This is a genomic window from Neorhizobium sp. 05N33 (genome assembly GCF_056397445.1).
In genome coordinates this window covers 190,839-215,541 of the sequence record NZ_JBFTNK010000007.1, presented here as the reverse complement: position 1 = coordinate 215,541, position 24,703 = coordinate 190,839, and the positions used below count along the sequence as shown (strand labels likewise).

The following is a 24,703-nucleotide window of genomic DNA, read 5'->3' as shown; positions in this document are numbered from 1 at the left end:
GCCGCACCCGCGTCGAGAAACCGCTGTGAGCGACAATGGACAAACAAGCAGTGAGATAAGTCCCGCGCCCGCTTGCAGCGGTTGTCGGCAGTCATTATAGACCGCCGAACGCAAGCGGAGACGTGTCCATGGTCTTCTTCCCTCATCGCCATCTGATTGGCATCAAGGGCCTTACCGAACAAGACATCACCTTTCTTCTCGACAAGGCCGACGAGGCCGTGAAGATTTCCAGGCAGCGGGAGAAAAAGACCTCCACGCTGCGCGGGCTGACCCAGATCAATCTGTTCTTCGAAGCATCCACCCGTACGCAATCGTCCTTCGAGCTCGCCGGCAAACGCCTGGGCGCCGACGTGATGAACATGTCGGTCGGCAATTCCTCGGTCAAAAAGGGCGAGACGCTGATCGATACGGCGATGACGCTCAATGCCATGCGCCCGGACGTGCTCGTGCTGCGCCATTCCTCGGCCGGTGCCGCCGCGCTTCTGGCGCAAAAGGTCGCCTGCTCGGTGATCAATGCCGGCGACGGCCAGCACGAACATCCCACCCAGGCGCTGCTCGACGCGCTGACCATCCGCCGCGCCAGGGGCAAGCTGTCGCGCATCATCGTCGCCATCTGCGGCGACGTGCTGCATTCGCGCGTCGCTCGCTCCAATATCCTCCTGCTCAACGCCATGGGCGCGCGGGTTCGCGTGGTGGCGCCTTCGACGCTGCTTCCCTCCGGCATCAGGGACATGGGCGTCGAGGTCTTCCACTCCATGGAGGAAGGTCTCAAGGATGCCGATGTGGTGATGATGCTGCGCCTGCAGCGCGAGCGCATGGCCGGCGCCTTCGTGCCGTCGGTGCGCGAATATTTCCGCTTCTACGGGCTCGACGCCGAAAAGCTAAAGGCCGCCAAGCCGGATGCGCTCGTCATGCATCCCGGGCCGATGAACCGCGGCGTCGAGATCGCCTCCGAAGTGGCTGATGGCCCGCAGAGCGTCATCGAGCAACAGGTGGAAATGGGGGTCGCGGTCCGCATGGCCGTGATGGAGGCCCTGCTCGTCTCCCAGAACCAGGGAGAGCGCGCATGACCCCGACCGTCCTCAAGAACCTCCGCATCATCGATCCGTCGCGCAATCTCGACGAGACCGGCACGATCATCATCGGCGCCGACGGCCGCATCCTTGTATCGGGCAAGCAAGCCCAGAACCAGGGCGCGCCGGAAGGTGCAACGATCCGGGACTGCAAGGGCCTCGTGGCAACGCCGGGCCTGGTCGATGCCCGCGTCTATGTCGGCGAACCGGGCGCCGAGCACACCGAGACGATCGAATCGGCAAGCCGGGCGGCGGCAGCCGGCGGCATTACCTCCTTCATCATGATGCCCGACACCGACCCTGTGATCGACGATATCGCGCTGGTCGAATTCGTGCAGAAGACGGCCCGCGACAAGGCCGTGGTCAACGTCCATCCCGCCGCCGCCCTCACCAAGGGGCTGGCCGGCAAGGAGATGACCGAGATCGGCCTGCTGCAGCAGTCGGGCGCCGTCGCTTTCACCAACGGCCGGCATGGGCTTTCCGACACGCTTCTGCTGCGCCGGGTGATGACCTATGCGCGCGAATTCGATGCGGTCGTCTCGCTGGAATTGCGCGAAAAATATCTCGGCAACGGCGTGATGAACGAAGGCTTGTTCGCGAGCTGGCTCGGCCTGTCCGGCGTGCCGAAGGAAGCGGAGATCATCCCGCTCGAACGGGACTTGAGGATCGCCGGCCTGACGCGAGCGAAATACCACGCCGCCAAAATCTCCGTGGCGGAATCGGCCGAAGCGATGCGGGTCGCCCGGGCCCGCGGCGCCAACGCCACCTGCGGCGTCTCGATCAACCATCTGGCGCTCAACGAGAACGACATCGGCGAATACCGCACCTTCTTCAAGCTGTCGCCGCCGCTGCGCTCCGAGGACGACCGCGTCGCGATGGCCGATGCGCTTGCCGACGGCACGATCGACATCATCGTCTCCTCGCACGATCCGCAGGACGTCGATACCAAGCGCCTGCCGTTTGCCGATGCCGAGGATGGCGCGATCGGGCTGGAGACGCTGCTCGCCGCCGCTCTTCGTCTGCACCATGACGGCCGCGTGCCGCTGATGCGGCTGATCGATGCGATGTCGACCCGGCCGGCGCAGATTTTTGGGCTTGATGCCGGCACGCTGAAGCCCGGCGCCAAGGCAGATATCACGCTGATCGACCTCGACGAGCCTTGGATCGTTTCGAAAGATATGATCTTGTCGCGGTCGAAGAATACGCCGTTCGAGGACGCGCGTTTCTCGGGCCGCGCCGTCGCCACCTATGTGGCCGGCAAGTGCGTCTACACGCTTTAAGGGGAGCACGGGCGTGAGTGAACTCTTCAACTGGCAGATCACCCTGCCGATCGCGCTGGCCGCACTGGTGTTCGGCTATCTGCTCGGCTCCATTCCCTTCGGCCTGATCCTCACCCGTGCGGCAGGTCTCGGCGATATCCGCTCGATCGGATCGGGCAATATCGGCGCCACCAACGTGCTGCGCACCGGCAACAAGAAGCTCGCGGCCGCCACCTTGCTGCTCGACGCGCTGAAGGCGACCGTCGCGGCGCTGGTCGCCTGGTATCTGTTCGGGAAAGAAGCCGGCCTGCTTGCCGGCTTTGCGGCCTTCATGGGCCATCTCTTCCCGGTCTGGCTCGGTTTCAAGGGCGGCAAGGGCGTCGCCACCTATATCGGCACGCTGCTTGGCGTTGCACCGTGGATGGTGCTGGTGTTTGCGGTGATCTGGCTCGGCGTCGCCAGGATCAGCAAATATTCGTCGCTGGCCGCTCTGGTTGCAACCCTTGTCATTCCGGTTGTGCTGTGGTTCTTAAACGAGCCGAAGATCGCGCTGGTCATGGCCGTCATGACGGTGATTTCCTGGTGGAAGCACGAAGCCAACATCAAGCGGCTGATCGCCGGCACAGAAAGCAGGATTGGCCAAAAGGGATAGACCGGGGGAAACAATGCCGGACGGCAGCGCGAAACGAACAGGAATTGCGCTGACGGAGAGGCAGAGGATCGCCTGGCTGAGGCTGATCCGCTCGGACAACGTCGGCCCCGCGACATTCAGAGACCTCATCAATCATTGCGGCTCGGCGGAAAACGCGCTTGCCATGCTGCCGGAACTTTCCGCCCGCGGCGGAGCGACCAGGGCGATCCGGATTGCCGGTGTGCAGGAGGCCGAACGCGAACTCGAAGCAGCCCATCGCTTTGGCGCTCGCTTCGTCGGCATCGGCGAACCGGACTATCCGCCGGCGCTGCGCCAGATCGAAGGCGCGCCACCGCTTCTTGCCATGAAAGGTGACCTTTCCGCCGCGACCCGTCCGTCGGTCGGCGTCGTCGGATCGCGCAACGCTTCGATATCGGGCGCCAAGTTCGCGGCGATGATCGCAAGGGATTGCGGCCGCGCCGGTTATACGGTGACGTCAGGTCTTGCCCGCGGCATCGATACCGCAGCCCATCGCGCCAGCCTGGAAACCGGAACGATCGCGGTGCTCGCCGGCGGGCTCGACCGGCCCTACCCGCCGGAAAACATTTCACTGCTCGACGAGATCACCGAGGGCGCCGGCCTTGCAGTCAGCGAAATGCCGTTCGGCTGGGAGCCCCGTGCGCGGGATTTCCCTCGCCGAAACCGGCTGATATCCGGCATTTCGCTGGGGGTCGTGGTGATCGAGGCGGCGGAGCGCTCGGGCTCGCTGATCACAGCCAGGCTGGCGACCGATTTCGGACGGCTTGTCTTTGCGGTTCCCGGTTCGCCGCTCGATCCGCGCTGCCACGGCACCAACGGGCTCCTGAAACAGGGTGCGATCGTCACCACAGGATCGGCCGATGTGATCGAGGCGCTGGCGCCGCTGTCACAACTCGATCTCTTCAACCAACCGATGGTCGAAGAACCGAAGGAGGGCGGCGAGATGCTGCCGCCCAATGACGACGACCGGGCGGTCATCGTCTCGGCGCTCGGACCGACACCGGTCGATGTCGACGACATCATCCGCCACACAGGCCTGCCCGCCTCGTCCGTCTATCTCGTGCTGCTGGAACTCGATCTCGCTGCCCGGCTGCATCGCCATGCCGGTGGAATGGTGTCACTCGCGATGGAAGACTGAGCGGGGCCGCCGCCCCGCCTGGACGTCTCCCGCCTCCACATAGGCCATTTCGATGAGGTAGCAGAGCATGTCCGCGCCCTCTCCCAAGGCGACCTGCCGGAGTTCCCCCAGCATCTGCCTTATATAGGCGATATTTTCTCTGGTATCGTCGTCACGCCGGCCATTCGCCTCACCCCGAGAAACCATATTCCGTCCTGTCAAAAAAAAAGCCGATCGCGGTCCAAATAAATTCACCTTGAGGTATGCTGCGGACCATATCGCATTTATTTAAGATTGCAACTAATTGTACATCTTCTCCAGGTTGCATCTCGTTGTACCCTATAATTTGGCACACGCCCCTTGACCGCGAGGCAAACGCCCTCCATGTCGGGAGGTCAGATTTCCGCCTGGACCGCAACGGTGCCGGGCCAAGCCTCTATTGCAGAGAAGCAAAATGAATGTTGTCGTCGTAGAATCTCCTGCCAAAGCCAAGACAATCAACAAGTATCTCGGCTCCGGCTACAAGGTTCTCGCCTCTTTCGGCCACGTGCGCGATCTTCCGGCCAAGGACGGTTCCGTGCTCCCCGATCAGGACTTCGAAATGCTGTGGGAGGTCGATCCCGCGTCCCAGAAGCGGATGAAGGACATTTCCGATGCCGTAAAAGGCTCGGACGCCCTGTTCCTCGCGACCGACCCGGATCGCGAGGGTGAAGCCATTTCCTGGCATGTGCTCGATCTTCTCAGGAAGAAGAAGGTGATCGGCGACAAGCCGGTCAAGCGCGTCGTCTTCAACGCTATCACCAAGAAGGCCGTGCTCGATGCGATGGCCAATCCGCGCGATATCGACGTGCCGCTGGTCGACGCCTATCTCGCCCGCCGCGCGCTCGATTATCTGGTCGGCTTCAATCTGTCGCCGGTGCTGTGGCGCAAGCTGCCGGGGGCACGCTCGGCCGGCCGCGTGCAGTCGGTTGCGCTGCGGCTCGTCTGCGACCGCGAGTCGGAGATCGAGCGTTTCATCTCCGAAGAATACTGGAACCTGTCGGCCCTGCTGCGCACGCCGCGCGGCGACGAGTTCGAGGCCCGCCTCGTGTCTGCCGACGGCAAGCGGCTGCAGGGCCGCTCGATCAAGAACGGCGAGGACGCCAACCGCCTGAAGGCGCTGCTCGACGGCGCCACCTATGTGGTCGATACGGTCGAGGCAAAGCCCGTCAAGCGCAATCCCGGCCCACCCTTCACCACCTCGACGCTGCAGCAGGCCGCCTCCTCCAATATCGGCTTCAACGCCTCGCGTACCATGCAGGTGGCGCAGAAGCTTTATGAAGGCGTCGATATCGGCGGCGAGACGGTCGGCCTCATTACCTATATGCGTACCGACGGCGTGCAGATGGCGCCGGAAGCGATCGACGCGGCCCGCAGCGCCATCGTCGACCAGTTCGGACAGCGTTACCTGCCGGAAAAGCCGCGCTTCTATTCCACCAAGGCGAAAAACGCCCAGGAAGCCCACGAAGCGATCCGCCCGACCGATTTCACCCGCACGCCGGACCAGGTGCGCCGCTACCTCGATGCCGATCAGGCCCGTCTTTATGAGCTGGTCTGGAAGCGCGGCATCGCCAGCCAGATGGCATCCGCCGAAATCGAGCGCACCACGGTCGAGATCCTCGCCGACAACAAGGGCGAGAAGGCGGGCCTGCGCGCCGTCGGCTCGGTCATCCGGTTCGACGGCTTCCTCGGCGCCTATGTGGACAGCCGCGAGGACGCCGAAAAGGGCGAGGACGACGATGAAGATGGCCGCCTGCCCGAGATCAATGCCCGCGAAAAGCTCGACAAGAACAAGGTGAACGCCAGCCAGCACTTCACCGAGCCGCCGCCGCGTTATTCGGAAGCCTCGCTGATCAAGAAGATGGAAGAGCTCGGCATCGGCCGTCCGTCCACCTATGCTGCGACGCTGAAGACGCTGAGCGACCGCGAATATGTGACCATGGACAAGCGCAAGCTGATCCCGCATTCGAAGGGCCGGCTGGTGACGGCCTTCCTCGAAAGCTTCTTCACGAAATACGTGGAATACGACTTCACCGCCGATCTTGAGGAAAAGCTCGACAAGATCTCTGCCGGCGAACTGGACTGGAAGCAGGTTCTGCGCGAATTCTGGCAGGATTTCTTCGCCCAGATCGAAGACACCAAGGAACTGCGCGTCACCAACGTGCTCGATGCGCTGAACGAGACGCTGGCGCCGCTGGTCTTCCCGAAACGGGAGGACGGCAGCGATCCGCGCATCTGCCAGGTCTGCGGCACCGGCAACCTGTCGCTGAAGCTCGGTAAATACGGCGCCTTCGTCGGCTGCTCGAACTATCCGGACTGCAATTTCACCCGCCAGCTTTCCTCCGAAGGCGGCGCGGATGCGGAAGCGAACGCTCTCAACGAACCGAAGGCACTCGGTGCCGATCCGCATACGGGCGAGGAACTGACGCTGCGCTCGGGCCGGTTCGGACCCTATATCCAGCGCGGCGAAGGCAAGGAAGCCAAGCGTTCGTCGCTGCCGAAGGGCTGGAAGCCCGAGGATATCGACCACGAAAAGGCGCTCGCCCTGATCAACCTGCCGCGCGACGTCGGCAAACATCCGGAATCAGCCAAGATGATTTCGGCAGGGCTTGGCCGCTACGGGCCGTTCCTGCTGCATGACGGCAGCTATGCCAACCTGGAGAGCATCGAGGACGTGTTCTCGATCGGCCTCAACCGCGCCGTGACCGTGCTTGCCGAAAAGCAGAGCAAGGTGGCGGCCGGCGGTGGCCGCGGCCGTGGCACGCCCGCGGCACTGAAGGAACTCGGCGACCATCCGGATGGCGGCACGATCACCGTGCGCGACGGCAAATACGGGCCTTACGTCAACTGGGGCAAAGTCAACGCGACGCTGCCGAAGGGGCTGGACCCGCAATCGGTAACGATGGAACAGGCGATGGCCTTCATCATCGAAAAGGGCGGCAAGGCACCCTCGACCAAGGCAAAGCCGAAGAAAGCCGCCGCCAAGGCAACCACCGCGACCAAGAAGGCGGCGCCGAAAGCCAAGACGGCCGCGAAGGCTAAAGCTCCGGCGAAAAAGACTGCAGCTGCACCGAAGGCGAAGAAGACGGGCACGTGAGAGAACCGCGCGACAGATCGAGACACCAGGGAAAACGCCCCGACAAAGCCATCCGAGGCCACACCGCTTCCACAACGGAAAAGCCGATGATCATCCACGGCGCGGTGCCGCCGCGCGATGTCCTGCTCGAGTTCATCGCCGAAAATCCGGACAAGGGGTCGAAGCGGGAGATCGCCAAGGCCTTCGGGCTGAAGGGCGACACCCGCGTCGAGCTGAAGGACCTGCTTCGGACGCTGGAGGAAGAAGGCCTTCTCAAGAAGAGCCGCAAGTCGCTCACCCGTCCCGACGCGCTGCCGCCGGTCACCGTTCTCGACATCACCACCCGCGACAAGGACGGCGAGCTGATCGGCCGCCCGGCCGAATGGCCGGAGGACCTGGGTGCGGCGCCTGCGGTGCTCATCCGTCAGTCGTCCGACAGCCGCGGCAAGGGCAGAGTGGCTGCTGCCGGGCTCAACGACCGGGTGCTCGCAAAAATCTTCCCGAACAAGGACCGGACCGGGCCCGCCTATACCGCCCGCGTCATCAAGATCATCGACAAGCGCCGCGGGGCCTCGCTCGGCATCGTCCACAAGCTTGCCGATGGCGAATTGCGCCTGCTGCCGATCGACCGGCGCGGCGAGGAAATGGTGATCGAGCCCGTCGATATCGGCGAGGCCAAGGACGGCGACCTGGTCGAGACGGAAGTGGTCCGTTCGAGCCGCTTCGGCCTCCCCCGCGCCCGGGTTCTGTCGATCGTCGGTACGATCGGTTCGGAAAAGGCGATCTCGATGATCGCCGTCTATTCGCACGGCATCCCGCATATCTTCCCGAAACAGGTGATGGACGAGGCCGAAGCGGCGAAGCCCGCCACCATGGCCCAGCGCGAAGACTGGCGTTCGCTGCCGCTGATCACCATCGACCCGGCCGACGCCAAGGACCATGACGACGCGGTCTATGCCGAGCTCGACCCCTCGCCCGACAATCCGGACGGCGTCATCGTCACCGTCGCGATCGCCGATGTCTCCTGGTATATCCGCACCGGCTCTCCGCTCGACCGCGAGGCTTTGAAGCGCGGCAATTCGGTCTACTTCCCGGACCGCGTCGTACCGATGCTGCCGGAGCGCATCTCGAACGATCTCTGCTCGCTGCGCGAAGGCGAGGATCGGCCGGCACTTGCCGTGCGTATGGTCTTCTCCAAGGAAGGCCGCAAGGCCGGCCATACCTTCCACCGGATCATGATGAAGAGCGCCGCCAAGCTTTCCTATCAACAGGCCCAGGCGGCGATCCACGGAAAGCCGGACGACAAGAGCGGACCGCTACTCGAACCGATCCTGAAGCCGCTGTGGCATGCCTATGGGGTGATGAAGCGCGGTCGTGACCGCCGCCAGCCGCTCGAACTCGACATGCCGGAGCGCAAAATCCTGCTGAAGCCCGACGGCACGGTCGACCGGGTCTTCGTGCCGGACCGGCTCGATGCCCACAAGCTCATCGAAGAGATGATGATCCAGGCGAACGTCGCCGCCGCCGAGACGCTGGAAAAGAAGCGCCAGGCGCTGATCTACCGCATCCACGACACGCCGTCGCTTGCCAAGCAGGAGACGCTGCGCGAGTTTCTCGCGACATTGGGCATTCCGATGGCCAAGGGTGGCCAGATGCGGGCCAACTCGTTCAACGGCATTCTCGCAAAGGCCGAGGGCACCGCCCACCAGGTAATGGTCAACGAGATGGTGCTGCGCTCCCAGAGCCAGGCGATCTACAGCCCCGAGAATATCGGCCATTTCGGCCTCAACCTGATGAAATACGCGCATTTCACCTCGCCGATTCGCCGTTACGCCGACCTCATCGTGCATCGCGCGCTGGTCGGGTCGCTGGGCTTGGGCGAAGGCGGCATCAAGCCGGAGGAAGAGGCGCAGTTGGACGACATCGCTGCCGAAATCTCGACCTTCGAGCGCCGCGCCATGGCCGCCGAACGCGACACGATCAACCGGCTGATCGCCCACCATCTGAGCGAGCGCATTGGCGAAGAATTCGTCGGCCGCGTCTCCGGCGTCACCAAGGCGGGACTATTTGTCTCGCTTCCGACCTATGGCGCGGACGGATTCATACCTATATCCACGCTCGGCAATGACTACTTCATCTACGACGAGGCGCATCAGGCGCTGTCCGGAGAGAAGACCGGTCTCGGTTACCAGATCGGCGATACGGTCGACGTGCGGCTGAAGCAGGCGATCCCGCTTGCCGGCGCGCTGCAGTTCGAGATGCTGAGCGAGGGCAAGAAATTACCGACCGCAATGCGCTCCTTCCACAAATCGGGGCGGCGCGGCCGGACCCAACCCGGCACGCGGCCCCCGCGGAGCGGCCGAAGGAGATAGGAATGCAGGAACAGGGCGAACAGACGGTCCGATACGGTGGAGCTCAGGAGGCCGAAAGGCCGCTCGGCCGCTCCATCAAGCGGGGCTTGCTCTCAACCTGTCCTGCCTGCGGCACCGGCCGCCTGTTCCAGGCGTTCCTGAAACCGGTCGATACCTGCGCCGTCTGCGGCGAGGAAATCCATCACCACCGCGCCGACGACCTGCCGGCCTATCTCGTCATCGTCGTCGTCGGCCACGTGCTGATGACGGGCTACCTGCTGACCGACATGACGCTGCGGGTCTCCCCCTGGGTGCATCTCGCCATTTGGGTGCCGCTGGCGATCCTCGCGGCCCTTCTGACGATCCAGCCGATCAAGGGCGGCGTCATCGGCTTTCAATGGGCCTTGAAGATGCACGGCTTCGGGGGAACGGACGACGAGGCGGTCGATCCCGGCCGGGGCGGACCGATTGCATGATATCGTCTACCGAGGAACAGGCTCCGTTCGCAATGGACGCGCCGAAGCATGCACGCGTGGCCGGCGTGACACCCAAGGACGCCGCGTCGCTGATCCTGATCGATCGTTCCGCCGGCACCCCGCGGGTTCTCATGGGCCGGCGCGGCAGCGGCCATGTGTTCATGCCTGACGTCTACGTGTTTCCCGGCGGCAGGCGCGATGCCCGCGACCATGCCCTTCCCTTCAGCGCCGATCTCGATCCGCTGGTTGTCGAAAAGCTGGTTGCCGGCACCACCGCCCGCATGACCTCGGCCCGCGCCCGGGCCCTGGCGCTCGCGGCCCTCAGAGAACTTCAGGAGGAGACCGGGCTTGCGGGCGGCAGCGCTGCCGACCTCTCCCGCCTGCGTTATGTCGCCCGCGCCATCACGCCGCCCGGCAATGTCCGGCGCTACGATACGCGCTTCTTTCTCGCCTTTGCCGACGAAACTCGCTTCGACATGGCGCTTCTTGGCGACTCAAACGAACTTCAGGACGTGCGCTGGCTTGACATTGCCGAGCTTTCGGGTCTGAAACTCCCGCGCATCACGCAGGCGGTTATGGAGGACGTGAAAAACCTGATGGCATTCGATCCGTCTTTACCGTTTGGAGGCCCGGTGTCCTTCTACTTCATGCGTCATGGACGATTCGTCCGCAGCCGACTGTAAGGAACATTGAATGGCTCAGCCGACGACAGACGCCAACGGCCATGTCGAGAAGATTCACTGGCCGTCGCTGATCGCCGCCATATCCGCCATCAGTGCCGTGGGCATTGCCATCGGCCTCGGCCTGCCGCTCCTCAGCATCATTCTTGAAAAGCGCGGAATCTCCTCCACCCTGATCGGCCTCAACGCCGCCATGGCCGGCGTCGCCTCGATGGTCGCCGCGCCGATCACCACTAAAATCGCCCATGACTGCGGCGTGGCGCGCACCATGATGTTCGCGGTGCTCATTGCTGCCATCAGCGCCATCGGCTTCTACTACGCGGATGCCTTCTGGATGTGGTTCCCGCTGCGCTTCACCTTCCACGGCGCGACGACGACGCTTTTCATCCTGTCGGAATTCTGGATCAACGAGGCGGCCCCGCCAAGGCGCCGTGGGCTCGTTCTCGGCATTTACGCCACCGTGCTCGCCATCGGCTTCGCGATCGGTCCCCTGCTCTTCTCCGCGCTCGGCAGCGACGGCGTCCTGCCTTTCCTGGTCGGTGCGGCGATCATCATGCTGGCGATCATCCCGATCTTCATCGCCCGCCATGAAAGTCCCGTGCTGGATACCAAGCCGGACCGGCACTTCTTCCACTACATCTTCCTCGTCCCGACAGCGACGGCGGCGGTATTCGCCTTCGGTGCGGTGTCGGCGGGCGGGCTGTCGCTGTTTCCGATCTATGCGATCCGTTCGGCGCTGACCGAAGCGCAGGCCGCGCTGCTGCTGACGGTGATGGGCATCGGCAACATGGCCTTCCAGATCCCGCTCGGCCTCTATTCCGATAAGCTGAGGGACCGCCGGCCACTCCTCACCGCCATGGCGGTGCTCGGCGTCGCGGGATCGCTTGCCCTGCCCTTCCTGATCCAGAACTGGATCATGATGGCCGTGGTCCTGTTCTTCTGGGGCGGTTGCGTCTCCGGCCTCTATACGGTGGGCCTGGCGCATCTCGGGTCGCGGCTCAGCGGCGCCGACCTTGCTGCCGCAAATGCGGCCTTCATCTTCTGTTATGCGGTCGGTACGGTTGTCGGTCCGCAGGGTATCGGCGCTGCCATCGATATCGCTGGCAATGACGGTTTTGCCTGGGCCTTGGCGGGATTCTTCGGCTTCTATGTGCTGGTTTCCATCTGCCGAATGCTTTTCCGGTCAAAACGGAGTTGACTTTTCGAGCGCGATTTGTAATTTCGCGCCAGATTTCGCCGTGGACCCAACCCGCGTCCGCGGCTTCATTTTTTCTTAGAGGCAGAACACCATGGCGAAAGCTACGACCATCAAGATCAAGCTGCTGTCGACGGCTGACACCGGTTTCTTCTACGTCACCACGAAGAACAGCCGCACGATGACCGACAAGATGACCAAGACCAAGTATGATCCGGTCGCCAAGAAGCACGTCGAGTTCAAGGAAACCAAGATCAAGTAAACCTTGATCCGAGGGTTCTCGAAGGGCGCCAGCCGAGAGGCTTGGCGCCTTTTCTTTTGGGCATCACTCTAGCGCCGTCCGTTCATTCGGCCCCACCAAGGCGCTCCAGATCCTTAAATTGCCGCATCATGCTCTCCGACAATCGGCACCGGTTTTCGGGCCGATGCGGGAGCGGTATGATCCAGAGCGGGACAGGCTGCGTAGAAATGGAAAAGCGCCGCTCCAGAGGCTGGAAGCGGCGCTTTCAAATGGGGGTCGACCAGCCTGCAATCACGGCACGAGGAACCGCTTTGGTATGCCTGCCGGTCGACCGACCCCACGACCCAGGAGATGCGGCGGACCTGAGCATCATGGGGTATCGGCGTCCCTTTCGGGAACGTTATCTTCGTTAAGCGTCAAAATTGCGCAAAACCAAAAGAAAATCAACAGATTCTTAATCTGATACCGGTTCTGCCACTGTTGTTGGTTAAAATTCGCGTCCGCTATTCATATTTCGCCTGTTTTTCTTGTAAAAAATTAAAGATCATCCCCGAGGCTTTATATGCTTAAGGCAATCAAACTCTTGGAACCTTGACCTGAATTCAAGAACATCCTTGAGGAACACTGGTTATCTCCTCAGCCATGCAATTTTGGAGAAGCCAATTCGCACAGCTATTCTCGATTGGCGAGCCTGGAGCGCCCCATGGATACATTCGGAATTTCTTGAATGCACTGCAGCAGCAGAATTAACCGATCACTGTTCATGAAATTGGTCCATCAATTCGTACCTGTAAAAAATCAGGTTCTCGCTTGAAATAACTGGGGACACCTTCGGCTTTTCCACAGCACTCCCGCCTTGTAGGCGGCCAACATGCAATTTAGGGTTTTCTGATTCTCTAAGCGGCAGCGGCAACCACGCGATTGCGCCCGCCATTCTTCGCTTCGTAGAGCGCGCGGTCGGCCTGTTTCATGAGCTGCTCCGGCGTCTCGGCCCCATGCGCATTGCATGCAATCCCGAGCGATGCCGTGATATTGAGCATGATGCCCGCTGTCTTCAAATGAAACGGCTGACTTTCGATGATGCTGCGAAGCCGTTCGGCAATCACGGCGGCCGACATAGAATCGGTATCGGGCATGACGACCACGAATTCCTCGCCGCCGTAACGGCAGGCAAGATCGGCTCCCCTTACGGTCGAGCGGACGCGGGCTGCGAATTCCTTCAGCACCTCATCGCCGGCATCGTGGCCGTAGGCATCGTTGACCGACTTGAAGCGATCGATATCGGTAATGCAGACGGACAGCGGCCGTGAGCGCGCGGCAGCGCGATTGAACAGTACCTTGAGGTGATTATCGAGATAACGCCGGTTGTTGAGGCCAGTCAGCCCGTCGGTGACGGCAAGCTCGATGGTCTGGCGCATACTCATGCGCAGGCGGTCGTTGTAGCGCTTGCGCTTGATCTGGGTGAGCACGCGGGCCACGAGCTCATTCGGGTCGATCGGCCGGACGATATAGTCGTTGACGCCGAGGTCGAGCGCCCGGACGATCAGGTCGTCAGCACCCATTTCTGTCACCAGGAGCAGCGGCAGGAACCGGGTTCGCTCCAGCGAGCGAAGCTGCGAGCACAGTCTCAGCGGATCGTATTCGTCGAAATTGGCGTTGACGACCACCAGATCGACCGGGTTCTCCGCCGCTTCGAAAAGGGCAGCCTGCGGATCGGACATGGCAATGACGCCGGCGACCGGCTTCAGCGCCTTGATGATGCGCTCCTGCGAGCTTGCGCGGCCATCGACGAGAAGGACCTGGGCCATCTCGTCGCGACCGTCAGCGCCCTTCAGCATGTCTTCCAGCCCGATATTGCTGGCGGTGTCGGCGCGGATGCGCAGCTCGTCGCTGAGCGTCTTCAACCGCACCAGGCTCTTTACCCGTGAAATGAGCTGCAGGTCGTTGACCGGTTTGGTCAGGAAATCGTCGGCACCGGCTTTGAGGCCACGCACGCGGTCGGATGGTTGGTCAAGCGCCGTGACCATGACGACGGGAATATGGGCGGTGCGCGGATTGGCCTTCAGCCGTTCGCAGACCTCGAAACCGTCGATACCAGGCATCATGATGTCGAGCAGGATCAGGTCCACATGGGTGCTGTCGCAGATCGCCAGCGCCTTGTAACCGTCGTCGGCGGTCAGGACATCGAAATATTCGGCCAGAAGCCTGGCTTCGAGCAGCTTCACATTCGCCGGAATATCGTCGACTACCAGTATCCGCGCCGTCATGAGGTCCGTCCCGTTTTCATGCGTCGCCGAGATATGTCTTTATTGTCTCGATAAATTTCGGCACCGAAATGGGTTTCGATACATAGGCCTCGCATCCACCCTGGCGGATGCGCTCCTCGTCGCCCTTCATCGCAAAGGCGGTCACCGCGATCACCGGAATGACATGCAGCTCGTCGTCTTCCTTCAGCCATTTGGTGACTTCGAGGCCAGAAACCTCGGGCAGCTGGATGTCCATCAAAATCAGGTCTGGGCGATATTTTCGTGCCAGATCAAGCGCTTCCATACCGTTGCGGGTCTGGATGGTATCGTATCCCGATGCTTCGATCAGGTCGCGGAAGAGCTTCATGTTCAGCTCGTTGTCCTCGACGATCATGACCCGTTTGGGCATAGCGATCCGTTCCTTAAATCCCGGCTTGCATGAGTGCCTTCAGTATATAAGCTCCCGGAACGGCCGATTCCACAGAGCGCCTATCAGGCACGGTAAAGCCATATAGTTGAAAAAGAGGTAACTCGGCAGACAATGCGGCGCGACCCCGGTAATACTCGAAACAGCAGACCCCAGGCGGAAGAGACCGCGGCCGCCATTCTCGGATGGCTCGCCAACGAGCCCGATATGCTCGGCCGTTTCCTCGCCCTTTCCGGCGTCCAGCCCAACCAGCTGCGAAATGCGGTGAACGATCCAGGCTTTCTCGCCGGCATGATCGATTTCCTGATGGGGCATGAGCCGACGCTGCTGGCCTTCTGCGAAGCGACGGATACGAAGCCTGAAACCGTGGCAGCCGCCTCGCAGCACTATTCCGGGCCCGGGCTCGATTCCGGCGACTATTGAGATGAGCGAGATCCTCGACCTTTCCCATGTGCGCCTCGGCGACCGGCCGCTCGTCGTCTGCGACATCGACGACGTGGTGCTGCACTTCGTGGCTCCCTTCCAGGACTTTCTGCGCGGCGAAGGCCATGAACTGCTGCCGCGCTCGTTCCGGCTCACCGGCAATATCGTTTCCATAGAGACGCAGCTCGCGCTCGAACATCCGGACGTGCGTCGGTTGATCGAGGCCTTTTTCGAAGCCCAGGAGAACTGGCAGATCCCGTTCGACTTCGTCGTCCAGACGCTCGACGCGCTGTCGAAGGATGCCGACGTCGTGTTCCTCACCGCGATGCCGCCGCGCTACCAGGAGCACCGCCGCCGGCTTCTCGACCGGATCGGCCTCACCTTCCCGCTGATCGCCAGCGAAGAACCCAAGGGACCGATCATGCAGCGCCTGCACGACGGACGCCCCCTGCCCTGCGTCTTCATCGATGACATGGCGCATAACCTGCACTCGGTGCGGGATCACGTCGCAGAATGCCTCGTCATCCATATGATGCCCGACTCGCCGCTCCACCTTCTGGCGCCGAAACCGGACGACGGCGTCGTCCGGGCGACGGACTGGGGTCATGCTGCCGAACTGATCTATACCCATATCCAGTCCAAAGCCGCCTGACATCTAAAGTTCCAGCCGCATCAGCGGTCGTCCGTCCTTGCGGCGCTCCACCACTTCGAAGCCGGCGGCGTCGAAGATCGCCGTCGAGCCGATGCACAGCGTCACCGATTTCGACTGCTTAACATGATCGATCGGACAGGCATCGACGAACCGCGCTCCCATATGCCGCGCATAGTCGACGGCGCCAGACAGCAGGCGGTGGCTCAACCCTTTGCCCCTGAGCTTCGGCGTCAGGAAAAAACAGCTGACCGCCCAGACGGATGGGTCGGTCGCATCCGTCTCCTCCAGCGGGCGCGAAACGGTGCGCGGCGAATTGAACTGCGGCACGTCGTGCCGCGGTCCGACCTGCACCCAGGCGACCGGCCCGCCATCCGCGTAGGCCAGAATGCCGGGCGGCGGACCAGCATTTATACGGTCGTGGATATGATCCTTCCGCTCCTGCGGCTGCATCCTGGTGCGCACCGCATGCGGCAGGCGCAGAGCGACGCACCAACAGTGGTAGAAGGCACCCTGCGGGCCGAAGAGCATTTCGAAATCCCCCCAGCGCTCTGCCGTCACGGGCTCGGAACGAAGATCGATATCCACGCCAAACCTCCACACCGTCCCTTGTGACTCACGAGTTTAGGCCTTAACGTCGCGGTGTTCAATCTTTGTTCTCCGCCATGACGCCCACGCCTGACAAGACACCCGGCTTCTGTCGCGACTGCCTTGCGGAGCAGAAGGCGGAAGTGCGCCGTTGCCGCGCCTGCGGCAGCCCGCGTCTCGTCTATCACAACGAACTCTACGGCCTGACGCTGGCGCATATCGATTGCGACGCCTTCTATGCGACGATCGAAAAGCGCGACAACCCGGAACTCGCCGACAGGCCTGTCATCATCGGCGGCGGCAAGCGCGGCGTCGTCTCGACCGCCTGTTATATTGCCCGCATCAATGGCGTGCGCTCGGCGATGCCGATGTTCAAGGCGCTGGAACTCTGCCCGGACGCCGTCGTGATCCCGCCCAACATGGAAAAATACGTCACCGTCGGACGGCAGGTGCGCGCCATGATGCACGATCTGACGCCGCTGGTTCAGCCGCTGTCGATCGACGAGGCCTTTCTCGAACTCGCCGGCACCGAGCGGCTGCATCACGCCCCGCCGGCCCGCATCCTTGCGAAATTCGCCAAGCGGGTGCAGGACGAGATCGGCATCAGCATTTCGGTCGGCCTCTCCTATTGCAAGTTCCTCGCCAAGGTCGCCTCGGATCTTCAGAAGCCGCGCGGCTTTTCGGTGATCGGGCGGCAAGAGGCGCTGGAATTCCTGGCGGCCCGGCCGGTCACCACCATCTGGGGTGTCGGCAAGGCTTTCAACGCGACACTGGAGGCAGACGGAATCCGCACGATCGGCCAGCTCCAGACCATGCAGGAAGCCGACCTGATGCGCCGCTACGGCACGATGGGCCAGCGGCTTTATCGCCTCTCGCGCGGCATCGACGACCGCGAAGTGCATGTCAACGACGCGGCGAAGAGCGTTTCGGCCGAGACCACCTTCTTCGACGATATCGCCGGGTATGACGACCTCGTGCCGATCCTGCGCCGGCTTTCCGAAAAGGTTTCGACGCGGCTGAAGAAACACGGCATTGCCGGGCAGACCGTCGTCCTCAAGATGAAGACCGCCGATTTCAAGAGCCGCACCCGCAACAAGCGGCTTGAGGACCCGACCCAGCTCGCCGACCGTATTTTCAGGACCGGCCTGTCGCTGATGGAAAAGGAGACCGACGGCACCAAATTCCGCCTGCTCGGCATCGGCGTCACCGATCTCGGCGACCCGACGCTTGCCGACCCGCCCGATCTCGTCGACCGCCAGGCCGGCCGCCGTGCGGCCGCGGAAGCGGCGATGGACAAGCTGCGCGACAAGTTCGGCAAGGCCGCGGTCGAGACCGGATATACTTTCGGAAGCCGCCGCCGGGATCAATGAAATGTGATCCGTTATTAACCATAACGTTAAAACTACTCGCGGCGCGGATAACCTTCCTTAAACCTCATGCGCTAACGTGCCGGTCTTGTATTGCGTATGGGGTCGGTCATGTTGCGTCGCCTGGTGTTCGGGTTAGGTCTTTTGTCTGCGACCATGCTGTCGCATGCGGCTTTTGCGGAAAATGCCCGCACGCTGCAGATCATCGTTTCCAAGGATAAGCAGTCGCTGGTCGTCTATGACGGCGAAACGGTGGTCACCACCTCGAAAGTGTCGACCGGCAAGGAAGGCCACTCGACGCCGAGCGGGATCTTTTCGATCCTCGAAAAGCAGAAATATCACGAATCCAACCTCTATTCGAACGCGCCCATGCCGTGGATGCAGCGCCTGACCTGGTCGGGCATCGCGCTTCACGAATCCAACAGCGTCCCGAACTATCCCGCCTCGCATGGCTGCGTGCGCATGCCGGGCGCCTTCGCGAAATCGCTCTACCAGATCACCGAGCGCGGTGCGCATGTGATCATCACCGACGCGCCGGTCGTGCCGCAGCTGATCGAGAACGCCAACCTGTTCCTGCCGCGCAAGCCGCTGCCGACCGGGCCGCTGCTTTCCGACGTCGAGCTCCGGACCTCGTCGATCAGCAGCAGCGCCAAACCGGTCGAAGTGGCGATGAACGTGGCTCCGAACAATCCCTCGATCATCCATCCAGCGACCGACGCGTCGCCGCCTGCGACGAAACCGGCGGCAAGTTCTGCGGAAGACGCTGCACCGCTTCGCATCCTGATCACCCGCCGCGGTGACCGCGAAACGCTGATGGATGCCCAGATCCTGCTGCAACAGCTCGGGTTCGACACCGGCGGCGGCGACGGCTCCGCCGGTCCGATGACCCGCAGCGCGATCGCCGGCTTCAAGCGTTGGAAGAACCTGTCGCCCAAGGGCCCGCTGGTGACCCCGGAATTCCTGGCCGCGCTCTATGAAACCGCCGGTAAGCCGCGGCCGCCGATGGGTCAGATCATGGTGCGCCGGAATTTCCAGCCCGTGTTCGAGGCTCCGGTCGGCATCAAGGATCCCGAAATCGCGCTCGGCACACACTTCTTCAGCGTCGACAAGGTCGAGCGCCAGGAAGAGACGGCTGAATGGCACAGCATCACCGTGCCGAATGGCCTCAGCGCCGCGGTGAAGCAGCGGCTCGGGATCACTGTGGCCGACAACCCTTATGCGCCCGGTGCTGCCGCACAAGCCCTCAGCCGCATCGAAATCCCGGCCGACATTCGAGACCGGATCGAAACGATGATCAGCGACGGTTCGTCCCTGACGATCAACGACCAGGGCATCGGCCCGGACACCGGCAACGGCACCGATTTCATCACCATCACCCAGCCGGCGCAGCGGGTCGCCGAAGCGCAGATGCAGTCGTCGATCACCAAGCCGCAGCCGGTCAGTCAGCGGCGGACGGACGCCAAGCCCCGCGCCTACGGCCTCTATTAAAGTCTCCTAGACCAGCTCGACATCAAGAACGCCCGGCGCTGTCCTCAGCGCCGCGGCGATTTCCGGCGAGATGCGGTATTTTTCCGTCAGTTCCACCTCGATTTCCCGCTTGCCGTCATCCTTGATGACCACGAAGGACACCAGCCCGTCGCCCCGGGCATTGAGGTGCCGGGCAACAGCGCGCATCGGGCCTGAGTCGCGCACGAAGACGCGTAGCGCCTTCTGCATCTGCACCGACTTTTCCTCGAGCGACTGCGCAGTCTGAATGCGCAGGCCGATGCCTTCCGGCCGCTCTTCCGCCTGCACGGTGATGACCAGCGACTTGCCGGGCTCGAGCAGGTCGCGGTATTGCGCCAGCCCTTCCGAAAACAGCACCGCCTCGAACTGGCCGGTCGCATCCGAGAAGGTGACGATGCCCATCTTGTTGCCGGTACGGGTCTTGCGCTCCTGCTTGCTGGTGACCGTACCGGCCAGCCGGCCGGCGGTGGCGCCCTGTTTCACGGCGGCGGAAAAGTCCGCGAAATTCTGGACGCGCATCTTGGCAAGCACGTTGGCATAGGCATCGAGCGGATGGGCCGAGAGATAGAAGCCAAGCACCTGGTATTCGCGCATCAGCTTTTCCGACGGCATCCACGGCGTGAACGAGGGAAAAATCAGCGTTTCCGGCCCGGAGGCGGAGGACGAGCCGAACATGTCGTGCTGGCCGCTGACCTTCTCCCCTTGCGCGCGCTGGGCATAACCGATGATGCGGTCGAGGCCACCGATCAGTTCCGCACGGTCGCGGCCGAAACAGTCGAAGGCGCCCGCCGAGATCAGGCTTTCCATGACGCGGCGGTTGACCTGTTTCGGATCGATCCGCAGGCAGAAGTCCTCGATGCTGGCAAACGGCACATCGCCGCGCACTTCGGTGATGTGGTCGACCGCCGACTCACCGACGCCCTTGATGGCGGCCAGCGCGTAATAGATCCTGTTGTCGCCGGTCTCGAAATGCCGGAACGAGGTCTGCACCGACGGCGGAATGACCGCGATCCCGAGGCGGCCGGCATCCTGCCTGAAATCGTTCAGCTTCTCGCTGTTCGACATATCGTAGGTCATCGAGGCGGCGAGGAATTCGACCGGATAATGGGCCTTCATGAAGGCGGTCTGGTAGGAAACGATCGCGTAGGCCGCGGCGTGTGACTTGTTGAAGCCGTAGTTGGCGAACTTTGCCAGCAGTTCGAAGATGTTGTTGGCCTGCGGCTTGGAGACGCCGTTCTTGATGGCGCCGTCGACAAAGCGTTCGCTCTGCTGGTCCATCTCCGCCTTGATCTTCTTGCCCATGGCGCGGCGCAGCAGGTCGGCCTCGCCGAGCGAATAGCCCGAGAGTACCTGAGCGATCTGCATCACCTGCTCCTGGTAGACGATGACCCCTTGCGTCTCTTTCAGGAGATGGTCGATCATCGGATGGATCGACTCGATCTCCTCCTCACCGTGCTTGCGGGCGTTGTAGGTCGGAATGTTCTCCATCGGGCCCGGACGATAAAGCGCCACGAGCGCGATAATGTCCTCGATACAGTCCGGCCGCATGCCGATCAGCGCCTTGCGCATGCCGGCACTTTCCACCTGGAACACGCCGACCGTCTCGCCGCGCGAGAGCATCTCGTAGGTCTTGGTGTCGTCGAGCGGGATCTTGGCGAGATCGATCTCGATGCCGCGCTTGCGGCAGAAATCGACGGCGGTCTTCAGCACGGTCAGTGTCTTCAGGCCGAGGAAGTCGAACTTCACGAGGCCCGCCTGCTCCACCCATTTCATGTTGAACTGGGTGACCGGCATGTCCGAGCGCGGGTCGCGATACATCGGCACCAGCTTCGACAGCGGACGGTCGCCGATGACGATGCCGGCGGCGTGGGTCGAGGCGTGGCGGTAGAGGCCTTCGATCTTCTGGGCGATATCGAGAAGGCGGGCGACGACCGGCTCCTTGTCGGCCTCCTCCTGGAATTTCGGGTCCTCCTCGATCGCCTTCGACAGGGGCGTCGGGTTGGCCGGGTTGTTCGGCACCAGCTTGCAGATCTTGTCGACCTGGCCATAGGGCATTTCGAGCACGCGGCCGACGTCGCGAAGCGCGGCGCGCGCCTGCAGCGAACCGAAGGTGATGATCTGCGCCACCTGCTCGCGGCCGTATTTCTGCTGCACGTAGCGGATCACCTCTTCGCGGCGATCCTGGCAGAAGTCGATGTCGAAGTCCGGCATCGAGACGCGGTCGGGATTGAGGAAGCGCTCGAACAGAAGCGAGAAACGCAGCGGATCGACGTCGGTAATGGTGAGCGCATAGGCGACCAGCGAGCCCGCACCCGAACCACGGCCCGGACCGACCGGGATGCCCTGCTGCTTCGCCCATTTGATGAAGTCGGCAACGATCAGGAAGTAGCCCGGGAACTTCATCTTCTCGATGACGCTGAGCTCGAAATCCAGCCGGTCCCGATACTCCTGTTCGGTATAACCGCGGGTCATGCCGAGCGTCGCGATGCGCTCTTCGAGACCTTCGACGGACTGGCGGCGCAGCTCCTCCGCCTCGGCGCGCTCGGCTTCCGCCGGATCGTCGGTGGCGCCGGTGAAGCGCGGCAGGATCGGATTGCGGGTTTTCAGGACGAAAGAGCAGCGCCGGGCGATCTCGACGGTGTTTTCAAGCGCCTCCGGCAGGTCGGCAAACAGCTTTGCCATCTCCGCACGGCTCTTCAGATAATGGTCCGGCGTCAGGCGGAATCGCGTATCGTCCGAGACGATCGCGTTGTGGGCGACCGCCATCAGCGCGTCATGGGCATCGTAATCGGCCTTGGTAGGAAAGAAGGCCTCGTTGGTCGCCACCAACGGCAGGTCGTGGTCGTAGGCGAGCGTGACGATCTTGTGCTCGTGGCGCCGATCGTAGGCGCCGTGGCGCTGCAGTTCGACATAGAGCCGATCGCCGAAGATCTCCTTGAGCTTCAGCAACCTCGCTTCGGCAAGCGTAGCATTGCCTTCCTTCAGAGCCACGTCGACCGGACCGCTTCCTGCCCCGGTCAGCGCGATCAGGCCTTCGGTGCCGCCGTCCTCCAGCCAGGAGCGGCTGATATGGATGGACTGATGCCCCTCGTCGCCGAGATAGGCGCGGCTGATCAGGTCCACAAGCCGTTCGTAACCGACGGCATTGGCCGCCAGCACGACGATCGCCGGCAGCTTGGCGAGCTGCTGGTGGCTGTTGCGCCGCTCGTCCGACTGGTCTTCCATATCGATCGACAGCTGGCAGCCGATGATCGGCTGCAGACCGTCGCCGATCGCCTTCTGGGCGAATTCCAGCGCGACGAAAAGATTGTTGGTGTCGGTGATCGCGATCGCAGGCTGATTGTCCGCGATCGCCTTCGAGAGGATCTTCTTGAGCGGTAAAGCGCCTTCAAGAAGCGAGTAGGCGGAATGGACGCGCAGGTGAACGAATTGAGGACTGGCCCCCAGCTCTGCCGATCCCGATTTTACGTCCACATTGTCTGCCATATATCTGCGCCTTACCCGTTTGATGAAGCGGGAACAATCTCATGAATCAGGCTATTGTCTGGCGCAGGGCTTTGAGAGTCCAGTTCGGATTTCCCTCCTCAACGCCTTTCGGCAGAGGGACCGGCTGCAGCTCGGATCACATCGCCATCATGATCATCGAGAGGCTTGCCACGAAGGTGGCGATGGAAGCGAATGCGGCAATGTCACGAAGCAGGTCAGTCATCGTCGTCTCCCGTGTTCTCTTATGTTTTTATTTTGTTCTCATTTTGTTTGAGAGTCAATAAAAGAACATACCGGAAACAAACATATCGCGATATCCTCCCTCGCCTGGTAAACAAGGCGTTAACGGTTAGGATCGGCGGGATCGGCGCATGCGGATACGTCCGGACTGGATGACCATCCGGGCATGAGCATTTCGGACGGGGCGCTGAAAGCTGCCTCGTAAGATAAGTAATAAGTGACACCTCTCAGCGCCCCGTTCGGCGGTTATTATCCGCGACTTCGGTCCCTCTGCGATGACGGGGGTTGTGGGAACGGTTGCGCGCCCCTCCGGAGAGGGCGTCATGCACGCTCGCAGACCAGGATGCCGCAGGCCATGACCGCCGCCCGGCATCGTCTTCCACCTGCGCCGCGCAATCCGGGTTTTTGAAAAACCCTCGGACGCCGCGCGGCGCGGCCCCATCACCCTGTGTGCCTCACAGGCACGCCCGGCGCACCATGACGGAAAACGAAACGAGAAGTCGGTCCGACAGCTTCTCATCCGTCCCGCGTCGCCGGAGGGAGACCATTTTCCGCGGACCCGAACGCCAAGGTTTTGCGTCTTGCCCTTGACGTCCGCGCCGGTCCCGCCTCGCCGGCACGCCTGCCGGTGTATCCGCGACGGAACGGGGGGATTGTAGGCGCGGGCCGGAAGGGCGGGGATGAGAGGGAGGTTAAGTGCTTGATAGGGTTGGCTGGGAGGTGCGAATATGCCCGGATGGGTTGGCGTTCAAAGGGTGGATCCTCGGGTCAGCCCGAGGATGACGACCTTGGATGCCGAGGGTGGCGACCTTGGATGACAGGCGCCTATCCTCCCTCATCCGCCGCCCTCTCCGTCATCCTTGGGCTTGCCCCAAGGATCCAGACGCACGGATGTCCGCCTCTTCACATCTCGACGACTTTGCCGCCCTCGATCGTCACGCGACGGTCCATGCGGCTGGCGAGGTCGTGGTTGTGGGTGGCGATCAGGGCCGCGAGGCCCGACTGGCGCACCAGCGCCTCCAGCGCGTCGAAGACATAGGATGCGGTCTTCGGGTCGAGATTGCCGGTCGGTTCGTCGGCGAGGAGCACGCGCGGGGCGTTGGCGACGGCACGGGCGATCGCCACGCGCTGCTGCTCGCCGCCGGACAGTTCGGAGGGGCGGTGCTCGGCGCGGTGGCCGATACGCATATAGTCCAGAAGCTGGCTTGCCCGCTCCTTCGCCTCGGCCTTGGAAAGGCCGGCGATCAGCTGCGGCATCATGATGTTCTCAACCGCGGAAAACTCCGGCAGGAGATGGTGGAACTGGTAGACGAAACCGATCTGGTTGCGGCGCATCGCAGTGCGCTCCGCATCGGGAAGTCCGTTGCAGGCATGTCCGCCGAGAAACACCTCGCCGGCGTCGGGATGTTCGAGCAGGCCGGCGAGATGCAGAAGCGTCGACTTGCCGGTGCCAGACGGGGCGACCAGCGCGACGATCTCGCCGGTCTTCAGGTCGAAATCAGCCCCCTTCAGGATCGAAAGCGTGGTCTCGCCCTGGCCATAGTGACGTTCGACGCCCGAGAGCTGCAAGACGGTTTTGGGTGCCATGAAGGAT

19 protein-coding genes and 1 pseudogene are annotated in these 24,703 nt (G+C 62.5%); 14 read left to right on the top strand and 6 right to left on the bottom strand.

Translation table 11 applies throughout. The features are described from left to right. Positions 1-128 precede the first annotated feature (128 nt). From AC1DLT_RS19495 to dprA, 4 genes are read left to right on the top strand one after another with little or no spacing between them, the layout of a single operon-like run. Positions 129-1,070 carry an aspartate carbamoyltransferase catalytic subunit gene (locus tag AC1DLT_RS19495; protein WP_105437415.1) on the top strand — a complete coding sequence of 314 codons (942 nt, stop codon included), beginning with the start codon at positions 129-131 and terminating at the stop codon, positions 1,068-1,070. Continuing rightward, the gene (locus AC1DLT_RS19490) at positions 1,067-2,353 is read left to right on the top strand and encodes a dihydroorotase (RefSeq protein WP_477487829.1); all 1,287 of its coding nucleotides are present in this window, start codon (positions 1,067-1,069) and stop codon (positions 2,351-2,353) included. Before AC1DLT_RS19495 ends, AC1DLT_RS19490 begins: the two co-directional genes overlap by 4 nt. A gap of 13 nt (positions 2,354-2,366) precedes the next feature. Beyond that, entirely contained in the window at positions 2,367-2,984 is a 618-nt protein-coding gene (plsY, locus tag AC1DLT_RS19485) for a glycerol-3-phosphate 1-O-acyltransferase PlsY (RefSeq protein WP_477487828.1), read from the top strand. A gap of 13 nt (positions 2,985-2,997) precedes the next feature. Further along, positions 2,998-4,140, top strand: coding sequence for a DNA-processing protein DprA (gene dprA, locus AC1DLT_RS19480; protein WP_477487827.1), 1,143 nt, complete (start codon positions 2,998-3,000; stop codon positions 4,138-4,140). On the opposite strand, the gene AC1DLT_RS19475 is transcribed toward dprA, so the two are convergent. Beyond that, positions 4,120-4,326, bottom strand: a complete 207-nt coding sequence (locus AC1DLT_RS19475) for a hypothetical protein (RefSeq protein WP_038593145.1) — start codon at positions 4,324-4,326, stop codon at positions 4,120-4,122. The genes dprA and AC1DLT_RS19475 overlap by 21 nt on opposite strands. A gap of 247 nt (positions 4,327-4,573) precedes the next feature. Here AC1DLT_RS19475 and topA point away from each other — a divergent pair, with 247 nt between their 5' ends. The 6 genes from topA to rpmG all read left to right on the top strand — a co-directional run bounded on the left by topA (position 4,574) and on the right by rpmG (position 12,198). After that, positions 4,574-7,255 (top strand): type I DNA topoisomerase, encoded by a 2,682-nt coding sequence (gene topA / locus AC1DLT_RS19470; protein ID WP_477487826.1) that lies wholly within the window; start codon positions 4,574-4,576, stop codon positions 7,253-7,255. An 86-nt stretch (positions 7,256-7,341) separates the two neighbouring features. Then, entirely contained in the window at positions 7,342-9,606 is a 2,265-nt protein-coding gene (rnr, locus tag AC1DLT_RS19465; protein ID WP_477487825.1) for a ribonuclease R, read from the top strand. A 2-nt stretch (positions 9,607-9,608) separates the two neighbouring features. Further along, on the top strand, positions 9,609-10,061 hold the full coding sequence (locus tag AC1DLT_RS19460; RefSeq protein ID WP_477487824.1) for a DUF983 domain-containing protein: 453 nt from the start codon (positions 9,609-9,611) through the stop codon (positions 10,059-10,061). Continuing rightward, positions 10,058-10,744, top strand: a complete 687-nt coding sequence (locus AC1DLT_RS19455) for an NUDIX hydrolase (protein WP_477487823.1) — start codon at positions 10,058-10,060, stop codon at positions 10,742-10,744. Before AC1DLT_RS19460 ends, AC1DLT_RS19455 begins: the two co-directional genes overlap by 4 nt. Before the next feature lie 10 nt (positions 10,745-10,754). Next, positions 10,755-11,939, top strand: a complete 1,185-nt coding sequence (locus AC1DLT_RS19450) for an MFS transporter (protein WP_477487822.1) — start codon at positions 10,755-10,757, stop codon at positions 11,937-11,939. A gap of 91 nt (positions 11,940-12,030) precedes the next feature. Continuing rightward, a complete protein-coding gene (gene rpmG, locus AC1DLT_RS19445; protein WP_003547442.1) occupies positions 12,031-12,198 on the top strand; it encodes a 50S ribosomal protein L33 in 168 nt (55 codons plus the stop codon). Positions 12,199-13,073: 875 nt separating this feature from the next. Here rpmG and AC1DLT_RS19440 read toward each other — a convergent pair. Together AC1DLT_RS19440 and AC1DLT_RS19435 are read right to left on the bottom strand one after the other, a co-directional pair. Beyond that, a complete protein-coding gene (locus tag AC1DLT_RS19440) occupies positions 13,074-14,444 on the bottom strand; it encodes a PleD family two-component system response regulator (RefSeq protein WP_477485158.1) in 1,371 nt (456 codons plus the stop codon). Between the two features lie 16 nt (positions 14,445-14,460). Then, entirely contained in the window at positions 14,461-14,832 is a 372-nt protein-coding gene (locus tag AC1DLT_RS19435) for a response regulator (protein ID WP_038542024.1), read from the bottom strand. A gap of 132 nt (positions 14,833-14,964) precedes the next feature. Between AC1DLT_RS19435 and AC1DLT_RS19430 the strand changes: the two genes are divergently transcribed. Next, on the top strand, positions 14,965-15,273 hold the full coding sequence (locus AC1DLT_RS19430; protein ID WP_038542022.1) for a DUF3572 domain-containing protein: 309 nt from the start codon (positions 14,965-14,967) through the stop codon (positions 15,271-15,273). 1 nt (position 15,274) lies between these two features. Beyond that, positions 15,275-15,945, top strand: a pseudogene (locus AC1DLT_RS19425) (HAD family hydrolase); the annotation flags it as partial. Here the strand turns inward: AC1DLT_RS19425 and AC1DLT_RS19420 are convergent. Continuing rightward, complete coding sequence (locus AC1DLT_RS19420) at positions 15,929-16,510, bottom strand: GNAT family N-acetyltransferase (RefSeq protein ID WP_477487821.1); 582 nt, start codon at positions 16,508-16,510, stop codon at positions 15,929-15,931. The pseudogene AC1DLT_RS19425 and the gene AC1DLT_RS19420 overlap by 17 nt on opposite strands. A 77-nt stretch (positions 16,511-16,587) precedes the next feature. On the opposite strand from AC1DLT_RS19420, the gene AC1DLT_RS19415 reads away from it, so the two are divergent. Then, entirely contained in the window at positions 16,588-17,880 is a 1,293-nt protein-coding gene (locus AC1DLT_RS19415) for a DNA polymerase IV (protein ID WP_477487820.1), read from the top strand. Between the two features lie 108 nt (positions 17,881-17,988). Then, positions 17,989-19,365, top strand: coding sequence for a L,D-transpeptidase (locus AC1DLT_RS19410; RefSeq protein ID WP_477487819.1), 1,377 nt, complete (start codon positions 17,989-17,991; stop codon positions 19,363-19,365). Positions 19,366-19,371: 6 nt separating this feature from the next. Here AC1DLT_RS19410 and dnaE read toward each other — a convergent pair whose 3' ends face one another. Together dnaE and AC1DLT_RS19400 are read right to left on the bottom strand one after the other, a co-directional pair. Next, positions 19,372-22,869, bottom strand: a complete 3,498-nt coding sequence (dnaE, locus tag AC1DLT_RS19405; RefSeq protein WP_477487818.1) for a DNA polymerase III subunit alpha — start codon at positions 22,867-22,869, stop codon at positions 19,372-19,374. Between the two features lie 1,143 nt (positions 22,870-24,012). Further along, positions 24,013-24,696: an ABC transporter ATP-binding protein gene (locus AC1DLT_RS19400; RefSeq protein WP_477487817.1), complete on the bottom strand. Its 684-nt coding sequence runs from the start codon at positions 24,694-24,696 to the stop codon at positions 24,013-24,015. Positions 24,697-24,703 lie beyond the last annotated feature (7 nt).

Coding starts and splice junctions, on each gene's coding strand:
- AC1DLT_RS19440 (WP_477485158.1), bottom strand. CDS start 14,444: ATGACGGCGCGGATACTGGTAGTCGACGATATTCCGGCGAATGTGAAG.
- rnr (WP_477487825.1), top strand. CDS start 7,342: ATGATCATCCACGGCGCGGTGCCGCCGCGCGATGTCCTGCTCGAGTTC.
- AC1DLT_RS19450 (WP_477487822.1), top strand. CDS start 10,755: ATGGCTCAGCCGACGACAGACGCCAACGGCCATGTCGAGAAGATTCAC.
- rpmG (WP_003547442.1), top strand. CDS start 12,031: ATGGCGAAAGCTACGACCATCAAGATCAAGCTGCTGTCGACGGCTGAC.
- AC1DLT_RS19410 (WP_477487819.1), top strand. CDS start 17,989: ATGTTGCGTCGCCTGGTGTTCGGGTTAGGTCTTTTGTCTGCGACCATG.
- AC1DLT_RS19430 (WP_038542022.1), top strand. CDS start 14,965: ATGCGGCGCGACCCCGGTAATACTCGAAACAGCAGACCCCAGGCGGAA.
- dnaE (WP_477487818.1), bottom strand. CDS start 22,869: ATGGCAGACAATGTGGACGTAAAATCGGGATCGGCAGAGCTGGGGGCC.
- AC1DLT_RS19455 (WP_477487823.1), top strand. CDS start 10,058: ATGATATCGTCTACCGAGGAACAGGCTCCGTTCGCAATGGACGCGCCG.
- AC1DLT_RS19400 (WP_477487817.1), bottom strand. CDS start 24,696: ATGGCACCCAAAACCGTCTTGCAGCTCTCGGGCGTCGAACGTCACTAT.
- AC1DLT_RS19415 (WP_477487820.1), top strand. CDS start 16,588: ATGACGCCCACGCCTGACAAGACACCCGGCTTCTGTCGCGACTGCCTT.
- AC1DLT_RS19475 (WP_038593145.1), bottom strand. CDS start 4,326: ATGGTTTCTCGGGGTGAGGCGAATGGCCGGCGTGACGACGATACCAGA.
- AC1DLT_RS19490 (WP_477487829.1), top strand. CDS start 1,067: ATGACCCCGACCGTCCTCAAGAACCTCCGCATCATCGATCCGTCGCGC.
- AC1DLT_RS19495 (WP_105437415.1), top strand. CDS start 129: ATGGTCTTCTTCCCTCATCGCCATCTGATTGGCATCAAGGGCCTTACC.
- topA (WP_477487826.1), top strand. CDS start 4,574: ATGAATGTTGTCGTCGTAGAATCTCCTGCCAAAGCCAAGACAATCAAC.
- AC1DLT_RS19435 (WP_038542024.1), bottom strand. CDS start 14,832: ATGCCCAAACGGGTCATGATCGTCGAGGACAACGAGCTGAACATGAAG.
- dprA (WP_477487827.1), top strand. CDS start 2,998: ATGCCGGACGGCAGCGCGAAACGAACAGGAATTGCGCTGACGGAGAGG.
- AC1DLT_RS19460 (WP_477487824.1), top strand. CDS start 9,609: ATGCAGGAACAGGGCGAACAGACGGTCCGATACGGTGGAGCTCAGGAG.